General features: G+C 72.7%; 14 protein-coding genes. 12 read left to right on the top strand and 2 right to left on the bottom strand.

The window, feature by feature from the left end:
* Window positions 1-250, bottom strand: a 250-nt coding sequence (locus ACFRCR_RS10230; RefSeq protein ID WP_377677261.1) for a hypothetical protein, incomplete at its 3' end; no start/stop codon positions are given.
* Window positions 247-1,710, bottom strand: coding sequence for an MFS transporter (locus ACFRCR_RS10225; protein WP_377677259.1), 1,464 nt, complete (start codon window positions 1,708-1,710; stop codon window positions 247-249). The genes ACFRCR_RS10225 and ACFRCR_RS10230, both read right to left, overlap by 4 nt.
* A gap of 195 nt (window positions 1,711-1,905) precedes the next feature.
* On the opposite strand from ACFRCR_RS10225, the gene ACFRCR_RS10220 reads away from it, so the two are divergent.
* The 12 genes from ACFRCR_RS10220 to pyrF all read left to right on the top strand — a co-directional run bounded on the left by ACFRCR_RS10220 (window position 1,906) and on the right by pyrF (window position 14,216).
* A complete protein-coding gene (locus ACFRCR_RS10220) occupies window positions 1,906-2,352 on the top strand; it encodes a type II 3-dehydroquinate dehydratase (protein ID WP_377677257.1) in 447 nt (148 codons plus the stop codon).
* 88 nt (window positions 2,353-2,440) lie between these two features.
* Window positions 2,441-3,055 (top strand): hypothetical protein, encoded by a 615-nt coding sequence (locus tag ACFRCR_RS10215; protein ID WP_377677255.1) that lies wholly within the window; start codon window positions 2,441-2,443, stop codon window positions 3,053-3,055.
* A complete protein-coding gene (locus ACFRCR_RS10210) occupies window positions 3,052-3,633 on the top strand; it encodes a hypothetical protein (protein ID WP_377677253.1) in 582 nt (193 codons plus the stop codon). The genes ACFRCR_RS10215 and ACFRCR_RS10210 overlap by 4 nt, the downstream gene beginning before the upstream one ends.
* 198 nt (window positions 3,634-3,831) lie before the next feature.
* A complete protein-coding gene (gene efp / locus ACFRCR_RS10205; RefSeq protein ID WP_138824390.1) occupies window positions 3,832-4,395 on the top strand; it encodes an elongation factor P in 564 nt (187 codons plus the stop codon).
* Between the two features lies 1 nt (window position 4,396).
* Window positions 4,397-4,813: a transcription antitermination factor NusB gene (gene nusB, locus ACFRCR_RS10200; RefSeq protein ID WP_138824391.1), complete on the top strand. Its 417-nt coding sequence runs from the start codon at window positions 4,397-4,399 to the stop codon at window positions 4,811-4,813.
* Between the two features lie 348 nt (window positions 4,814-5,161).
* Window positions 5,162-5,821: a bifunctional pyr operon transcriptional regulator/uracil phosphoribosyltransferase PyrR gene (gene pyrR, locus ACFRCR_RS10195; protein ID WP_377677252.1), complete on the top strand. Its 660-nt coding sequence runs from the start codon at window positions 5,162-5,164 to the stop codon at window positions 5,819-5,821.
* Window positions 5,818-6,831, top strand: coding sequence for an aspartate carbamoyltransferase catalytic subunit (locus ACFRCR_RS10190; RefSeq protein ID WP_377677251.1), 1,014 nt, complete (start codon window positions 5,818-5,820; stop codon window positions 6,829-6,831). Before pyrR ends, ACFRCR_RS10190 begins: the two co-directional genes overlap by 4 nt.
* Window positions 6,828-8,174, top strand: coding sequence for a dihydroorotase (locus ACFRCR_RS10185; protein ID WP_377677249.1), 1,347 nt, complete (start codon window positions 6,828-6,830; stop codon window positions 8,172-8,174). The genes ACFRCR_RS10190 and ACFRCR_RS10185 overlap by 4 nt, the downstream gene beginning before the upstream one ends.
* Window positions 8,171-8,734, top strand: a complete 564-nt coding sequence (locus ACFRCR_RS10180; RefSeq protein ID WP_377677248.1) for a hypothetical protein — start codon at window positions 8,171-8,173, stop codon at window positions 8,732-8,734. The genes ACFRCR_RS10185 and ACFRCR_RS10180 overlap by 4 nt, the downstream gene beginning before the upstream one ends.
* Entirely contained in the window at window positions 8,731-9,984 is a 1,254-nt protein-coding gene (carA, locus tag ACFRCR_RS10175; RefSeq protein ID WP_377677247.1) for a glutamine-hydrolyzing carbamoyl-phosphate synthase small subunit, read from the top strand. The genes ACFRCR_RS10180 and carA overlap by 4 nt, the downstream gene beginning before the upstream one ends.
* Window positions 9,985-9,987: 3 nt before the next feature.
* Complete coding sequence (carB, locus tag ACFRCR_RS10170) at window positions 9,988-13,335, top strand: carbamoyl-phosphate synthase large subunit (RefSeq protein ID WP_377677245.1); 3,348 nt, start codon at window positions 9,988-9,990, stop codon at window positions 13,333-13,335.
* A complete protein-coding gene (pyrF, locus tag ACFRCR_RS10165) occupies window positions 13,332-14,216 on the top strand; it encodes an orotidine-5'-phosphate decarboxylase (RefSeq protein ID WP_377677243.1) in 885 nt (294 codons plus the stop codon). The genes carB and pyrF overlap by 4 nt, the downstream gene beginning before the upstream one ends.
* Window positions 14,217-14,283: the final 67 nt, after the last annotated feature.

Below are 14,283 nucleotides of genomic sequence, written 5' to 3'. Positions count from 1 at the left end.
GCGCAGGCACGGCCTCAGGGACCGTCGCGGCCCCGGGGTCCGCGTCGCGGTCCGTGGCGGCGCTCGCGGTCCGGCGGGGCAGGGGAGGGACGAGCGAGAGGAGGCCGTTTCGCGCGGCGGGCGGGGGCCCGCCGGTGAGCAGGGTCGCGGCCTCGAACCCTGCGAGCAGCCGGTCGGGCTCCCAGGACAGCTCCGACGCCGGCGTGCCCGTCACGCCTGCTGTGCCTGCTGTGCCTGACGTGTCTGTCATGACCGGCTCGACGACCCTGCCGCCCCCGCGGGCACCGCCGCGAGGTCCTTGCCGCCGTCGACGCCGTCCCCGGCGGGGAAGCGCACGAAGAGCATGAGCACGAGGCCCACGAGGATCACGGCGACGATCCCCAGGATGCCCCAGTACTGCTGGCCGGACACGGCGACCATGGTCGCGAACGCCATGGGGGCCAGGAAGCTCGCCGCGCGCCCCGTGGTCGCGTACAGGCCGAACGCCTCGGCCTCGCGGCCCTCGTCGCTGATCCGTCCGAGGAGCCCGCGGCTCGCGGACTGGGCCGGGCCGACGAACGCGCACAGCAGCAGGCCCCACAGCCAGAAGACGCTCGCGCCGCCGTCGTGCTGGACGAAGACCGCGGTGCCGGAGATCACGAGGCCCACGAGCGAGCCGAGGATCACCCGGCGCGGGCCGATCCTGTCGTCGAGCCACCCGGCTGCGATCGTGGACAGGCCCGCGACGACGTTCGCCGCGATGGCGAACACGATGACCTCGCTCGCGCTGAAGCCGAACGTGCCCGACGCGATCACGGCGCCGAACGTGAAGACGCCCGCCAGGCCGTCGCGGTAGACGGCGCTCGCGACCAGGTAGCCGAGCGTCGAGCGACGCGTGCGCCACAGGTGCACCAGGTCGCGGCCGAGCTTGCGATAGGCGCCCACGACGCCGATGGGGGCCACTCCTCCGCGGCGCGGCGACTCGGGGACGGTGAGGAGCACGGGGATCGCGAACACCGCGAACCACACGGCGGACAGCAGGACGCTGACCCGGATGTCCATGCCGTCGGCGCCCGTGATCCCGAACCAGCCCACCTCGGGGTTGATGAAGCCGACGAACAGCACGAGCAGCAGCACGATCCCGCCGACGTACCCGGCGCCCCACCCGATGCCGCTGATGCGCCCGATCGTGCGCGGCGTGGAGATGTCGAGCAGCAACGCGTTGTACGCGACCGAGGCCAGCTCGAAGAAGACGTTGCCCGCCGAGAGCAGCACGACGCCCAGTATCACGGCGTCGGACAGGGACCCGGGGGTCGGCTGGACGAAGAACATCGCGACCATGGCCGCGACGGTCGCCGCGGTGTTGACCCCGAGCCACACCTTGCGGCGCCCCGAGGCGTCCGCGAGCGCCCCGAGCGCGGGCGCGAGCAGGGCGATGAGGGCCCCGGCGATGGTGAGCCCCCAGCCGAGCCACGCGGTGTGGTCGGCCATGACGGCCTGGGGGTCGGCCGCGCCGGCCTCGACGAACGCGTCGCTCGTGATCCAGCGCGTGAAGACGAAGGTCGTGACGACGGCGTTGAACGCGGCCGACCCCCAGTCCCACAGGGACCAGGCGAGGACCTGGCGGCGTCCGACGGCGGGCGGCTGCGTGGGGGCGTCGCCGCCCGTGTCGGGGGCGCTGGGGGCGTCACCGTCGGGTGTGGCGGGGGTCACGTTCGTGTGATCTGGCACGCGCGCATCGTAGACCGTCCGGCGGGCGTGACGGTGAACACGGGGCGACGGACGGACGGGTGGGCGGGCATCTTCTCGCCGAGTGTGCAGTTCGGGCGGTCACGGTCGGCGATCGACAGCCCGAGGTGCACACTCGGCGAGCTCCTCCGCGGACGCTCACCGCGGCGGCGCCCCGGGCCCCGCTAGGCTCTGCGCATGACTCGTGTCCTCATCCTCAACGGTCCCAACCTCGGTCGCCTGGGCGTCCGCGAGCCCGACGTCTACGGGGCGGCGTCGTACGCCGACCTGGTCGCGGCGGGGGAGCGGTGGGGGGCGGAGAACGGCCTCGAGGTCCAGGTGCGTCAGACGGACGACGAGTCGGAGCTGGTCGGGTGGCTGCACGGCGCGGTCGACGACGGCGCGCACGTGGTGCTCAACCCGGCGGCGTTCACGCACTACTCGTACGCGCTGCGCGACGCGGCCGCACAGGTGACCAAGGCGGGCCTGCTGCTGGTCGAGGTGCACCTGAGCAACCCTGCCGCGCGCGAGGAGTTCCGGCACAACTCGGTCATCGGCGGGGTGGCGACGGGGACGGTGGCCGGGTTCGGGTTCGACTCGTACCGCCTGGCGGTGCTCGCGATCGTGTCGAGGCTCGGGGACTAGATCCCCAGGTCTCAAGTCTGTGGACTTGATACTACGATATCAAGGCCCTGACCTTGTGAGCAGTGAATCAAGGGTCTACGGTGGACGGATGTTCGTCCTGACCGTGGACCAGAGGGCCAGCACCCGCCGAGGCGACCTCGTGCCGGAGGTGCTGGCCGCCCTTGCGCCCTTCGGAGAACGCGACGGGGTGGTCATCGGCTTCGACCGTACCGTCGGCGACGAGGTCCAGGCCGTGCTCGACGACGCCGCGCTCGTCGTGGAGGTCGTCCTCGCCCTGGGCAGGTGGGGAGGATGGAGCACGGGCCTCGGCATCGGGGCCGTGCTGCCGGGTCCGGGAGGGCGTCTGCCCGCGGCCTCGCGCGAGGCGTCCGGGTCGGCGTTCGTGCACGCCCGGGCCGCGGTCGAGCGGGCAAAGTCCCGCGGCACCCACGTCCCGCTCGCGGTCGAGGGGCCGGAACCGGCAGCGGCGGGGGAGGTCGAGGCGCTCCTGCGGCTCCTGCTCGCCGTGGGCGCCCGTCGCACTCCGGCGGGATGGGAGGTCGTGGACGCGCTGGCGCGCGTGGGTGGCACCCAGAAGGATGTGGCCCGAGACCTCGGGATCAGCGAGCAGGCCGTGAGCCAACGGCTGCGCGCGAGCCTGTGGTCCGAGGAAGCGGCCGTCCGGCCGGTCGTGACCAGGCTCCTCCAGGAGGCAGACGCATGAGCTTCACCACAGGGTTGGCCGTCGCAGGGGTCGCGCTGGCGACGCTCGTGCTGAGCGTGCTGGGCGGCATGCTCGTGACGCCGTGGGTCCTGCGCGCCGCCGCCCGCCGGTCCGAGGCGGAGGGAGAGGTCCCGCCCGCACGCGACCCCGGACCCGTCCCCCCGCCTCCCGGCCGCGTCGTCCCGGCCGCAGGCCCGCGCACGGTGGCGAGCGCTCCCGTACCGCCTCCGCCCCCGGCAGAGCCGCCCGGCCCGGCCCCCGTGCCGTGGGCACCCGACCCGGCGACCGGTGCGACGCCGTCGGACCCTGGCGGGCCCGTGGGCACCGAAGCCGTCCAGACGCTGCGCGGCGGGACCTGGATCGGCATCCTCGAACGCCTCGCGATCACGGGCTGCCTGCTCGCCGGATATCCGGCCGGGATCGCCGTCGTGGTCGCCATCAAGGGCCTCGGGCGCTACCCCGAGCTGCGCGAGCACCCGGTCGGCGCCGAGCGCTTCCTGATCGGCACGCTCGCCTCGACGATCTGGGCCGCGGCGACCGGACTGCTGGGCGCAGCGATCCTTGGAGTCCTCCGGTAGACTGGACCGGGCCTTTCGCGGCCCCTGAGAACTCGCAGCACGGACGTGTGCCCAGCGAAGCCCCGGGGAGCCCGCCAGGGAAGGCCGGCTACCGCCAGGGCGCGCACCCGAACGTGTGCGCATCAGTGGCTCGCACGCGGATCGCGCGGTGAGGCACCCCGACGGCAGCACCATGACAACGCGACAGGAAGACCGAACGTGGCGACGACCAACGACATCAAGAACGGCACCGTGCTCAAGCTCGACGGCCAGCTGTGGACCATCATCGAGTTCCAGCACGTCAAGCCCGGCAAGGGTGGCGCCTTCGTTCGCACCAAGATGAAGAACGTCCTGTCCGGCAAGACCGTCGACAAGACCTTCAACGCCGGCCTCAAGATCGAGACCGCGAACGTCGACAAGCGCGACATGCAGTACCTGTACAAGGACGGCGACGACTTCGTCTTCATGGACACCTCGACGTACGACCAGATCACGGTCCCGGCCGCGACCGTCGGCGACGCCGCCAACTACATGCTCGAGAGCCAGAACGCGCTCGTCGCGACCAACGAGGGCGTCCCGCTCTACATCGAGCTCCCGCCGTCGGTCGTCCTGGAGATCACCTACACCGAGCCGGGCCTGCAGGGCGACCGCTCGACCGGTGGCACCAAGCCCGCGACCCTCGAGACCGGCGCCCAGATCCAGGTCCCGCTCTTCCTCGAGCAGGGCACCAAGGTCAAGGTCGACACCCGTGACGGCTCCTACCTGGGGCGCGTGAACGACTGACGTGGGTGCACGAACCAAGGCACGCAAGCGCGCGCTCGACGTCCTCTTCGAGGCCGAGCAGCGCCAGCTGGACCCGCAGACCCTCCTCGCCGACCGGGTCGTCGACTCGGGCACCCAGACGCCCCTTCCGCAGTACAGCGTGGACCTCGTCGAGGGCGTCCTGGCGCACCGCGAGCGGATCGACGAGCTGCTCGAGACCTACTCGCACGGGTGGACGCTCGACCGCATGCCCGCGGTCGACCGCGCGCTCCTGCGCATCGGCAGCTGGGAGATCCTCTACAACGACGACGTCCCCGACGCCGTCGCGATCGACGAGGCCGTCGACCTGGCCCGCGAGCTGTCCACGGACGACTCGCCGAGCTTCGTCAACGGCCTGCTGGCCCGCATCGAGGAGATGAAGCCGACGATCCTGGCCTGAGGCCCGGACACCGTCGGGCGTCCCCCGGCGCGCGGCCCAGCGCCCGCGCCAGGCGACGCCAGGTGCCAGTGTGCCGGTCCCGCCCTCGTGGCGGGGCCGGCACACGTGCGTGCGGCCTCGTGGAAGGCCTGTCGGGCACGCGTCGGCGCCCGTCAGCACGCGTCGGCACCCGTCGGCACCCGTCGGCACCGCGTCCCGAGGCGCCGTGCGGCCTGCGGCCCCTGTGTGATCAACGACGCCCGCCCAGCCCGTGAGAAGCACCCGGACCCGGTCCGGGCGAGAGGTAGGGTGAAGGCGTCAGATTTCCTTTAACACCCGTCCAGTGAGGCGGGGAAGGAGGTCACCAGAATGAGTTCTGGGCCTGCTGTGCCATCTTCCGAACCGACCGTCACCCCCGAGGACCCCTCGGACGGCGTGACCACCGTTCTCGGCGAAGCCGAGATCGCGCGGGCACTGACCCGCATCGCGCACGAGGTCGTCGAGCGCAACAAGGGCGCGCACGACGTGGTCCTCCTGGGCATCCCGACGCGCGGCGTCCCCCTGGCCGAGCGGCTCGCCGAGCGCCTCGCGACGATCGAGCCCGGCCTCGTGCCCGCGGACGTCGTCGGAGAGCTCGACGTCACGATGTACCGCGACGACCTCCACCGGCACCCCGTGCGGACCATCGGCGCCACGCGCCTGCCCGCGTCCGGCATCGACGGCAAGGTCGTCGTCCTGGTCGACGACGTGCTGTTCTCGGGGCGCACCATCCGGGCCGCGCTCGACGCGATCAGCGACATCGGCCGCCCCCGCGCGGTCCAGCTCGCCGCACTGGTCGACCGCGGCCACCGCGAGCTGCCGATCCGCCCCGACTACGTGGGCAAGAACCTGCCCACGTCCCTGTCGGAGCGCGTGAGCGTGCGCCTCGTCGAGACCGACGGCGCACCCGACGCGGCCGGCGAGCCCGTCACCGACGCCGTCCTCATCAGCCAGCGGCCCACCTCCACCTCCAGCGAGGGCACCCGATGAAGCACCTGCTGTCCACCGCGGACCTCGCGCGCGCCGACGCCATCCGTATCCTCGACACGGCCGCCCAGATGGCCGCCACGCAGTCGCGGGAGATCAAGAAGCTCCCGACGCTGCGCGGTCGCACGGTCGTCAACCTGTTCTTCGAGGACTCGACGCGCACCCGCATCTCGTTCGAGACCGCGGCCAAGCGCCTGTCGGCCGACGTCATCAACTTCTCGGCCAAGGGCTCGAGCGTCTCCAAGGGCGAGTCGCTCAAGGACACGGCCCTCACGCTCCAGGCCATGGGCGCCGACGCGGTCGTGATCCGCCACCAGGCCTCGGGTGCGCCGCACACGCTCGCGCACGCGGGCTGGGTCGAGGCGGCCGTGGTCAACGCGGGCGACGGGATGCACCAGCACCCGACGCAGGCGCTGCTCGACGCCTTCACGATGCGCCGCCACCTCGTGGGGCGCGGCGCCGCGGGCGCGTCGGTCGCGGGTGACCCGACCGGCCAGGACCTCGCGGGCCTCAGGATCGCGGTCGTGGGCGACGTGCTGCACTCGCGCGTGGCGCGCTCCAACGTCCACCTGCTGCACACGCTCGGCGCGCAGGTCACCCTGGTCGCACCGCCCACGCTCGTGCCCGTGGGTGTCGAGACGTGGCCGTGCGACGTGTCGTACCACCTCGACGAGGTCCTCGCCGAGACCGCCCCCGACGCCGTGATGATGCTCCGCGTCCAGCGCGAGCGCATGAGCGGTTCGGGCGCGGGCGGGGGAGCGTTCTTCCCCAACCCGCTCGAGTACACGCGCAACTACGGCCTCGACGGGCGCCGCCTGGCACTCCTACCGGACCACGCGATCGTCATGCACCCCGGCCCCATGAACCGTGGCCTGGAGATCTCCGCCGAGGCCGCCGACTCGCCGCGAGCGGTGATCGTCGAGCAGGTCGCCAACGGCGTGGCGGTCCGCATGGCCGTCCTCTACCTGCTCCTCGCGGGCGACGCATCGAAGGAAAGGGCTGGACTCGAATGAGCGAGCAGACCACGAACCCCACCTACGTCCTGCAGGGCGCGGCCCCGCTGGGCGCCGACCCGGTCGACCTCGTCCTCGCGGGCGGCGTGATCACCGAGGTCCGCGCGGCGCACAGCCCCGTGGCGGACGACGAGACGGCCGTCGACGCGACCGGCCTGGTCGCCCTGCCCGGCCTCGTCGACCTGCACACGCACCTGCGCGAGCCGGGCCGCGAGGACGCCGAGACCATCGTCTCGGGCACGCGCGCCGCGGCCGTGGGCGGCTTCACGGCCGTGCACGCCATGGCCAACACGACCCCGGTCGCGGACACCGCGGGCGTCGTCGAGCAGGTGTGGCGCATCGGGCGCGACGCGGGCTGGGTCGACGTCCACCCGGTCGGCGCGGTCAGCGTCGGCCTCGAGGGCCACCAGCTCGCCGAGCTCGGCGCCATGGCGGACTCGGCCGCGCGCGTGCGCGTCTTCTCCGACGACGGCAAGTGCGTCTGGGACCCGATCCTCATGCGCCGCGCCCTGGAGTACGTCAAGGCCTTCGACGGCGTCGTGGCCCAGCACGCGCAGGAGCCGCGCCTCACGGAGGGCGCCCAGATGAACGAGGGCGTCGTCTCGGCCGAGCTCGGCCTCGCGGGCTGGCCCGCGGTCGCCGAGGAGGCGATCATCGCGCGCGACGTGCTGCTCGCCGAGCACGTGGGCTCGCGCCTGCACGTGTGCCACCTGTCCACGGCCGGCTCGGTCGAGATCATCCGTTGGGCCAAGGGCCGCGGGATCGACGTCACGGCGGAGGTCACGCCGCACCACCTGGTGCTGACGGACGAGCTGGCCCGGGACTACGACCCGACGTTCAAGGTCAACCCGCCGCTGCGCACCGCCGCGGACGTCGAGGCCGTGCGCCAGGGCCTGGCGGACGGCACGATCGACATCGTCGCGACCGACCACGCGCCGCACACGCGCGAGGACAAGGACTGCGAGTGGGCCGCGGCCGCGTTCGGGATGACCGGTCTGGAGACGGCCCTGAGCGTCGTGCAGCAGACCATGGTCGACGCGGGCCGCATGACCTGGGCCGACGTGGCGCGCGTCCTGTCGGCCGCGCCGGCGCGGATCGGCCGCATCGACGAGGGCCCGACGGCGCAGGGCCGCCCCCTCGAGGTCGGCGAGCCCGCCAACGTGGTCCTCGTGGACCCGGCGGCCCGCCGCGTGGTCGACGGCCGCTCGCAGGTCACGGCCAGCACCAACACGCCCTTCCACGGCCACGAGCTCCCGGGCCGTGTCGTCGCGACGTTCCTGCGCGGTCGTGCGACCGTCCTGGACGGCGCGCCCGTCGAGCAGGTCGTGGGGGTCCGCGCGTGAACCTCCCCCTGCCCGTCGCGGTCGGCATCTGGGTCGTCATCGGCCTCGTCCTGCTCGCCGTCGTCTTCGTGGGGCTCAAGCGCCTGACGACCCGCACGGCCCAGACCGTCCCGGCCCCGCCCGCGGTCCCGGAGGGCGACCTCGGCGAGGTCGTCGCGGGCCCGTTCACCGCGGTCTACGTGTCCAGCACGCTCGCGGGGGACTGGCTCGCCCGCGTCGGGGCCCACCGGCTCGGTTTCCGGTCGAACGCGACCGTGACCGTGCACCGCGGCGGGGTCCTGATCGCCCGCCAGGGCGCCCCGGACCTGTTCGTGGCCGCGAGCGCCCTGGAGGCCGTGACGCTGGCCCCGGGCATGGCGGGCAAGTACGTCGGCAAGGACGGCCTGGTCGTGCTGACGTGGACGGTGCCCGCCGCCGGGGACGCCCCGGCCACCCGCTTGGATACTGGACTCCGGACCCAGCTCGCCCCGGACCGTGCCACCCTCCTGAACGCAGTCCGCGAGCTACTTCCCGCCGCCGACAGCGCACCGAACGACGACTCGAAGGAGCCGCAGCAGTGAGCATCTCGACCCCCAGCACGGACGCCCTGGACGCCGACCGGACCGCGGTCCTGGTCCTCGAGGACGGGACGACCCTGACCGGTCGCGCCTTCGGGGCCCGCGGCACGACGTTCGGCGAGATCGTCTTCAACACCGGCATGACCGGCTACCAGGAGACGTTGACCGACCCGTCCTACCACCGGCAGATCGTCGTCATGACGGCGCCCCACATCGGCAACACCGGGGTCAACGACGACGACCCCGAGTCGCGCAAGATCTGGGTCAGCGGCTTCGTGGTGCGCGACCCTGCGCGCCGCCCGTCGAACTGGCGCTCGGCCGGCTCCCTGACCGACGAGCTCGTCGAGCAGGGCGTCGTGGGGATCAGCGACGTCGACACGCGTGCGCTGACCCGTCACCTGCGCGACCGGGGTGTGATGCGCGCCGGCGTCTTCTCGGGCGAGGCGCTGGTGCGCGACGGCTACCGGCGCCCGACAGAGGAGCTCGTCGAGCTCGTCCGCTCGGCCCCCGCGATGGCCGGGGCGGACCTGGCCCGCGAGGTCAGCACCCCCACGGCCTACGTGGTCGAGCCCTCGGGGGCGTTCGCCGGCAAGGATCCGCTCAAGACGGTCGTGGCGGTGGACCTCGGCATCAAGTCGATGACGCCGCAGCGCCTGTCGGAGCGCGGGATCCGCGTGCACGTCGTGCCCTCGGCGTCGACGATCGAGGACGTCCTGGCCCTCGAGCCCGACGGCGTGTTCTTCTCGAACGGCCCCGGCGACCCGAGCGCCGCGACGCACGAGGTCACGCTGCTGCGCGAGGTCCTCGACCGCCGCCTGCCGTACTTCGGCATCTGCTTCGGCAACCAGATCCTGGGCCGTGCGCTGGGCTTCGGCACGTACAAGCTCGCGTACGGCCACCGCGGCATCAACCAGCCCGTGATGGACCTCGCCACGCGCAAGGTCGAGATCACGTCCCAGAACCACGGCTTCGCGGTCGACGCCCCGATCGGGGAGCAGGCGACCGCGCCGCACGACGGTGGTCGCTACGGCCGTGTCGTCGTCTCGCACATCGGGCTCAACGACGACGTGGTGGAGGGGCTCGAGTGCCTCGACATCCCCGCGTTCTCGGTCCAGTACCACCCTGAGGCAGCCGCCGGCCCGCACGACGCCGCCTACCTCTTCGACCGCTTCCTCGACCTCATGACGTCCGGCGCGGCCTCTGCCGCCGGCCTCTCGGCCGCCACGCCGCAGGCGTCCGCAAAGGAGAACTGACCAGTGCCTCGCAGAACTGACATCAACAGCGTCCTGGTCATCGGGTCCGGCCCGATCGTCATCGGCCAGGCCTGCGAGTTCGACTACTCGGGCACCCAGGCCATCCGGGCGCTCAAGGAGGAGGGCCTGCGGGTCGTCCTGGTGAACTCGAACCCGGCCACGATCATGACGGACCCGGAGTTCGCGGACGCGACGTACGTCGAGCCGCTCACGACCGAGGTCCTGACGACCATCATCGCCAAGGAGCGCCCGGACGCGGTCCTCGCGACCCTGGGCGGGCAGACGGCGCTCAACGCGGCGATCGCGCTCGACGAGGCCGGTGTGCTCGAGAAGTACGGAGTCGAGCTCATCGGTGCGAACATCGCCGCGATCGAGAAGGGCGAGGACCGCCAGCAGTTCAAGGAGGTCGTCGAGAAGTGCGGCGGCGAGTCGGCCCGCTCGGAGATCATCCACACGATCGAGGAGGCCGTCGCGGCCGCCGACTCCCTGGGGTACCCCATGGTCGTGCGCCCGTCCTTCACCATGGGCGGCCTCGGCAGCGGCATCGCGTACGACGAGCAGGACCTGCGCCGCATCGTCGGCCAGGGCCTGCACTACTCGCCCACGACCGAGGTCCTCCTCGAGGAGTCGATCCTCGGGTGGAAGGAGTACGAGCTCGAGCTCATGCGCGACACGGCGGACAACGTCGTCGTGATCTGCTCGATCGAGAACGTCGACCCGGTCGGCGTCCACACGGGCGACTCGATCACGGTGGCCCCCGCGCTGACGCTCACGGACCGTGAGTTCCAGAAGCTGCGCGACATCGGCATCGCGGTCATCCGCGAGGTGGGCGTCGACACGGGCGGCTGCAACATCCAGTACGCGGTGCACCCGGAGACCGGGCGCGTCATCGTCATCGAGATGAACCCGCGCGTGTCGCGCTCGTCGGCGCTCGCGTCGAAGGCGACGGGCTTCCCGATCGCGAAGATCGCCGCGAAGCTCGCCATCGGCTACACGCTCGACGAGATCCCCAACGACATCACGGGCTCGACGCCCGCGTCGTTCGAGCCGACGCTCGACTACGTCGTGGTCAAGGTGCCGCGGTTCGCGTTCGAGAAGTTCCCCGCCGCGGACGACACGCTCACGACGACCATGAAGTCGGTGGGCGAGGCCATGGCGATGGGCCGCAACTTCACCGAGGCGCTCGGCAAGGCGCTGCGCTCGATCGACAAGGGCGGCGCGGTGTTCCACTGGGACGGCGAGCCGGTCTCGGGCGAGGAGCTCGACGCGCTGCTGGTGGAGATCGCCCGTCCCACGGAGGGGCGTCTGATCGCGACCCAGCAGGCGCTGCGCGCCGGGGCGAGCATCGAGCAGGTCTTCGAGGCCACCAAGATCGACCCGTGGTACCTCGACCAGATCCAGCTCGTCAACGAGGTCGCGGCCGAGGTCGCGCAGGCCGACGCCCTGACGCGCGACGTGCTGGTCCAGGCCAAGCGCCACGGCCTGTCCGACGCGCAGGTCGCGAAGCTGCGCGGCATGGGCGCGGCGGGGGAGTCGACGGTCCGTGAGGTCCGCTACGCGCTGGACGTCCGCCCGGTCTACAAGACGGTCGACACGTGCGCGGCCGAGTTCGAGGCCAAGACCCCGTACCACTACTCGACGTACGACCTCGAGACCGAGGTCTCCCCGCGCGAGCGCCCGGCCGTCCTGATCCTGGGCTCGGGCCCGAACCGCATCGGGCAGGGCATCGAGTTCGACTACTCGTGCGTGCACGCGACGCTCGCCCTCAAGGGCGAGTACGAGACCGTGATGGTCAACTGCAACCCGGAGACGGTCTCGACCGACTACGACACCTCGGACCGCCTGTACTTCGAGCCGCTCACGTTCGAGGACGTGCTCGAGGTGTACCAGGCCGAGCTCGCCGCGGGCCCGGTCGCGGGCGTCATCGTGCAGCTCGGCGGCCAGACGCCGCTGGGGCTCGCGCAGCGTCTGGCGGACGCGGGCCTGCCGATCCTGGGCACCTCGCCCGAGGCGATCGATGCCGCGGAGGACCGTGGGGTCTTCGGCCGCGTGCTCGCCGAGGCGGGCCTGCCCGCACCGGCGTTCGGCACGGCCACGTCGCTCGCGCAGGCCCGTGAGGTCGCCGAGGGCATCGGCTACCCGGTGCTGGTCCGCCCGTCCTACGTGCTGGGCGGGCGCGGCATGGAGATCGTGTACTCGGCCGAGCAGCTCACGGGCTACGTCGAGCGTGCGCTGCACGCCGCCGCGACGGACGACCGCACGACGACGGGCTCGCTGCCCGCGCCGCTGCTCATCGACCGCTTCCTCGACGACGCCATGGAGATCGACGTCGACGCGCTCTACGACGGCACCGAGCTGTACCTGGGCGGCGTCATGGAGCACATCGAGGAGGCCGGCATCCACTCGGGCGACTCGGCATGCGTGCTGCCCCCGGTGTCGCTGAGCGAGGCCGAGATCGAGCGCATCCGCCGCTCGACCGAGGCCATCGCGAAGGGCGTGGGCGTGCGCGGCCTGCTCAACGTGCAGTACGCGCTCGTCTCGGACGTCCTGTACGTCCTGGAGGCGAACCCGCGTGCCTCGCGCACGGTGCCGTTCGTCTCCAAGGCGACGGGGGTCTCGCTGGCCAAGGCCGCGGCGCGCGTCATGGTCGGCGAGTCCATCGCCGACCTGCGCCGGAGCGGCGTCCTGCCGGCCGAGGGCGACGGCGGGCACCTCGACCTCGACTCGCCGATCGCCGTCAAGGAGGCCGTGCTGCCGTTCAAGCGCTTCCGCACGACCGACGGCGTCGTGGTCGACACGGTGCTCGGCCCCGAGATGCGCTCGACGGGTGAGGTCATGGGCTTCGACCGCGACTTCCCTCGCGCGTTCGCGAAGTCGCAGGCCGCGGCCTTCGGCGGCCTCCCGACCTCGGGCTCGGTCTTCGTGTCGGTCGCGGACCGCGACAAGCGCTCGATCGTCTTCCCGGTCAAGCGCCTGACGGAGATGGGTTTCGAGATCCTCGCGACCCAGGGCACCGCCGGTGTGCTGCGCCGCAACGGCATCCCGGCCACGATCGTGCGCAAGTTCTCCGCGGGCCGCGGCGCCGACGGCGAGCCCACGATCGTCGACCTCATCACCGAGGGCAAGGTCGACATGGTCATCAACACGCCGTCGGGCCAGGGCGCGCGCGCCGACGGCTACGAGATCCGTGCGGCCACGACCGCGGCGGACAAGCCGATCGTCACGACGACCCAGCAGCTCGCGGCCGCGGTCCAGGGCATCGAGGCGGTCCTCGCGGGCCCGTTCGACGTGTGGAGCCTGCAGGAGCACACGGCCGCCACGGCCGCGCGCAAGGCCGAGGCGGACGCGTGAGCGCTGTGAGCGCGGCGCGCCGCCCCTTCGGGGAGCGGCTCGCCGAGGCCATGGACGCGCACGGGCCGCTGTGCGTGGGCATCGACCCTCACCCGGGTCTGCTCGCGGCCTGGGGCCTGCCCGACGACGCCACAGGGCTCCGCGAGTTCGGCCTGCGGGTCGTGGACGCCGTGGGCGGGCAGGTCGCGGCCCTCAAGCCCCAGTCGGCCCTGTTCGAGCGGCACGGGTCGCGCGGCGTCGCGGCCCTCGAGGAGGTGCTCGCGGCCGCCGCGGCTGCGGGCCCCTCCGGGACGCTCACGATCGTCGACGCCAAGCGCGGGGACATCGGCTCGACCATGGCCGGGTACGCCGACGCCTACCTGCGGGACGGTTCGCCGCTCGCGGGCGACGCCCTGACGGTCTCCCCGTACCTGGGCTTCGGGTCCCTGAGCCCGGCCGTGGAGGCCGCGCTCGAGACGGGGCGCGGGTTGTTCGTGCTGTGCCTCACGTCCAACCCGGAGGGGGCTGAGGTCCAGCACGCCCGCACGGGCGCAGGGGTCGACGTCCGGTCGGTCGCCGCGCGCATCGCCGCCGAAGCCGCCGCGCTCAACGAGGGGATCGAGCCGCTCGGCTCGATCGGCCTGGTCGTTGGCGCGACCATCGGTGACGCGGCCCGCAACACCGGGGTGGACCTTCCTGCCGTCAACGGTCCGCTCCTGGCGCCCGGCGTCGGTGCGCAGGGCGCGGGCGCGGCCGAGCTCGCCGCGGTGTTCGGCGACGCTCGTCGTCAGGTGCTCGCCTCCTCGTCGCGCGGCGTCCTCGCCGCGGGACCGGACGCCGGAGCGCTGCTCACGGCCGCCCGCACAGCCTCACGTGAGGCGGCCGACGCGCTGCGCGCCTGACCGACCCGGCCGACAGCACGCATGACGCGCCGTGGGGCGTCCACCGACCCGGTGGGCGCCCCCCCGG

It is taken from the genome of Oerskovia sp. NPDC056781, assembly GCF_042789955.1.
GTDB classification, from domain to species: Bacteria; Actinomycetota; Actinomycetes; order Actinomycetales; family Cellulomonadaceae; genus Oerskovia; species Oerskovia rustica.
This window is presented reverse-complemented; position numbering and strand designations above follow the sequence as displayed.

Coding starts and splice junctions, on each gene's coding strand:
- ACFRCR_RS10220 (WP_377677257.1), top strand. CDS start 1,906: ATGACTCGTGTCCTCATCCTCAACGGTCCCAACCTCGGTCGCCTGGGC.
- ACFRCR_RS10215 (WP_377677255.1), top strand. CDS start 2,441: ATGTTCGTCCTGACCGTGGACCAGAGGGCCAGCACCCGCCGAGGCGAC.
- ACFRCR_RS10210 (WP_377677253.1), top strand. CDS start 3,052: ATGAGCTTCACCACAGGGTTGGCCGTCGCAGGGGTCGCGCTGGCGACG.
- pyrR (WP_377677252.1), top strand. CDS start 5,162: ATGAGTTCTGGGCCTGCTGTGCCATCTTCCGAACCGACCGTCACCCCC.
- ACFRCR_RS10190 (WP_377677251.1), top strand. CDS start 5,818: ATGAAGCACCTGCTGTCCACCGCGGACCTCGCGCGCGCCGACGCCATC.
- ACFRCR_RS10185 (WP_377677249.1), top strand. CDS start 6,828: ATGAGCGAGCAGACCACGAACCCCACCTACGTCCTGCAGGGCGCGGCC.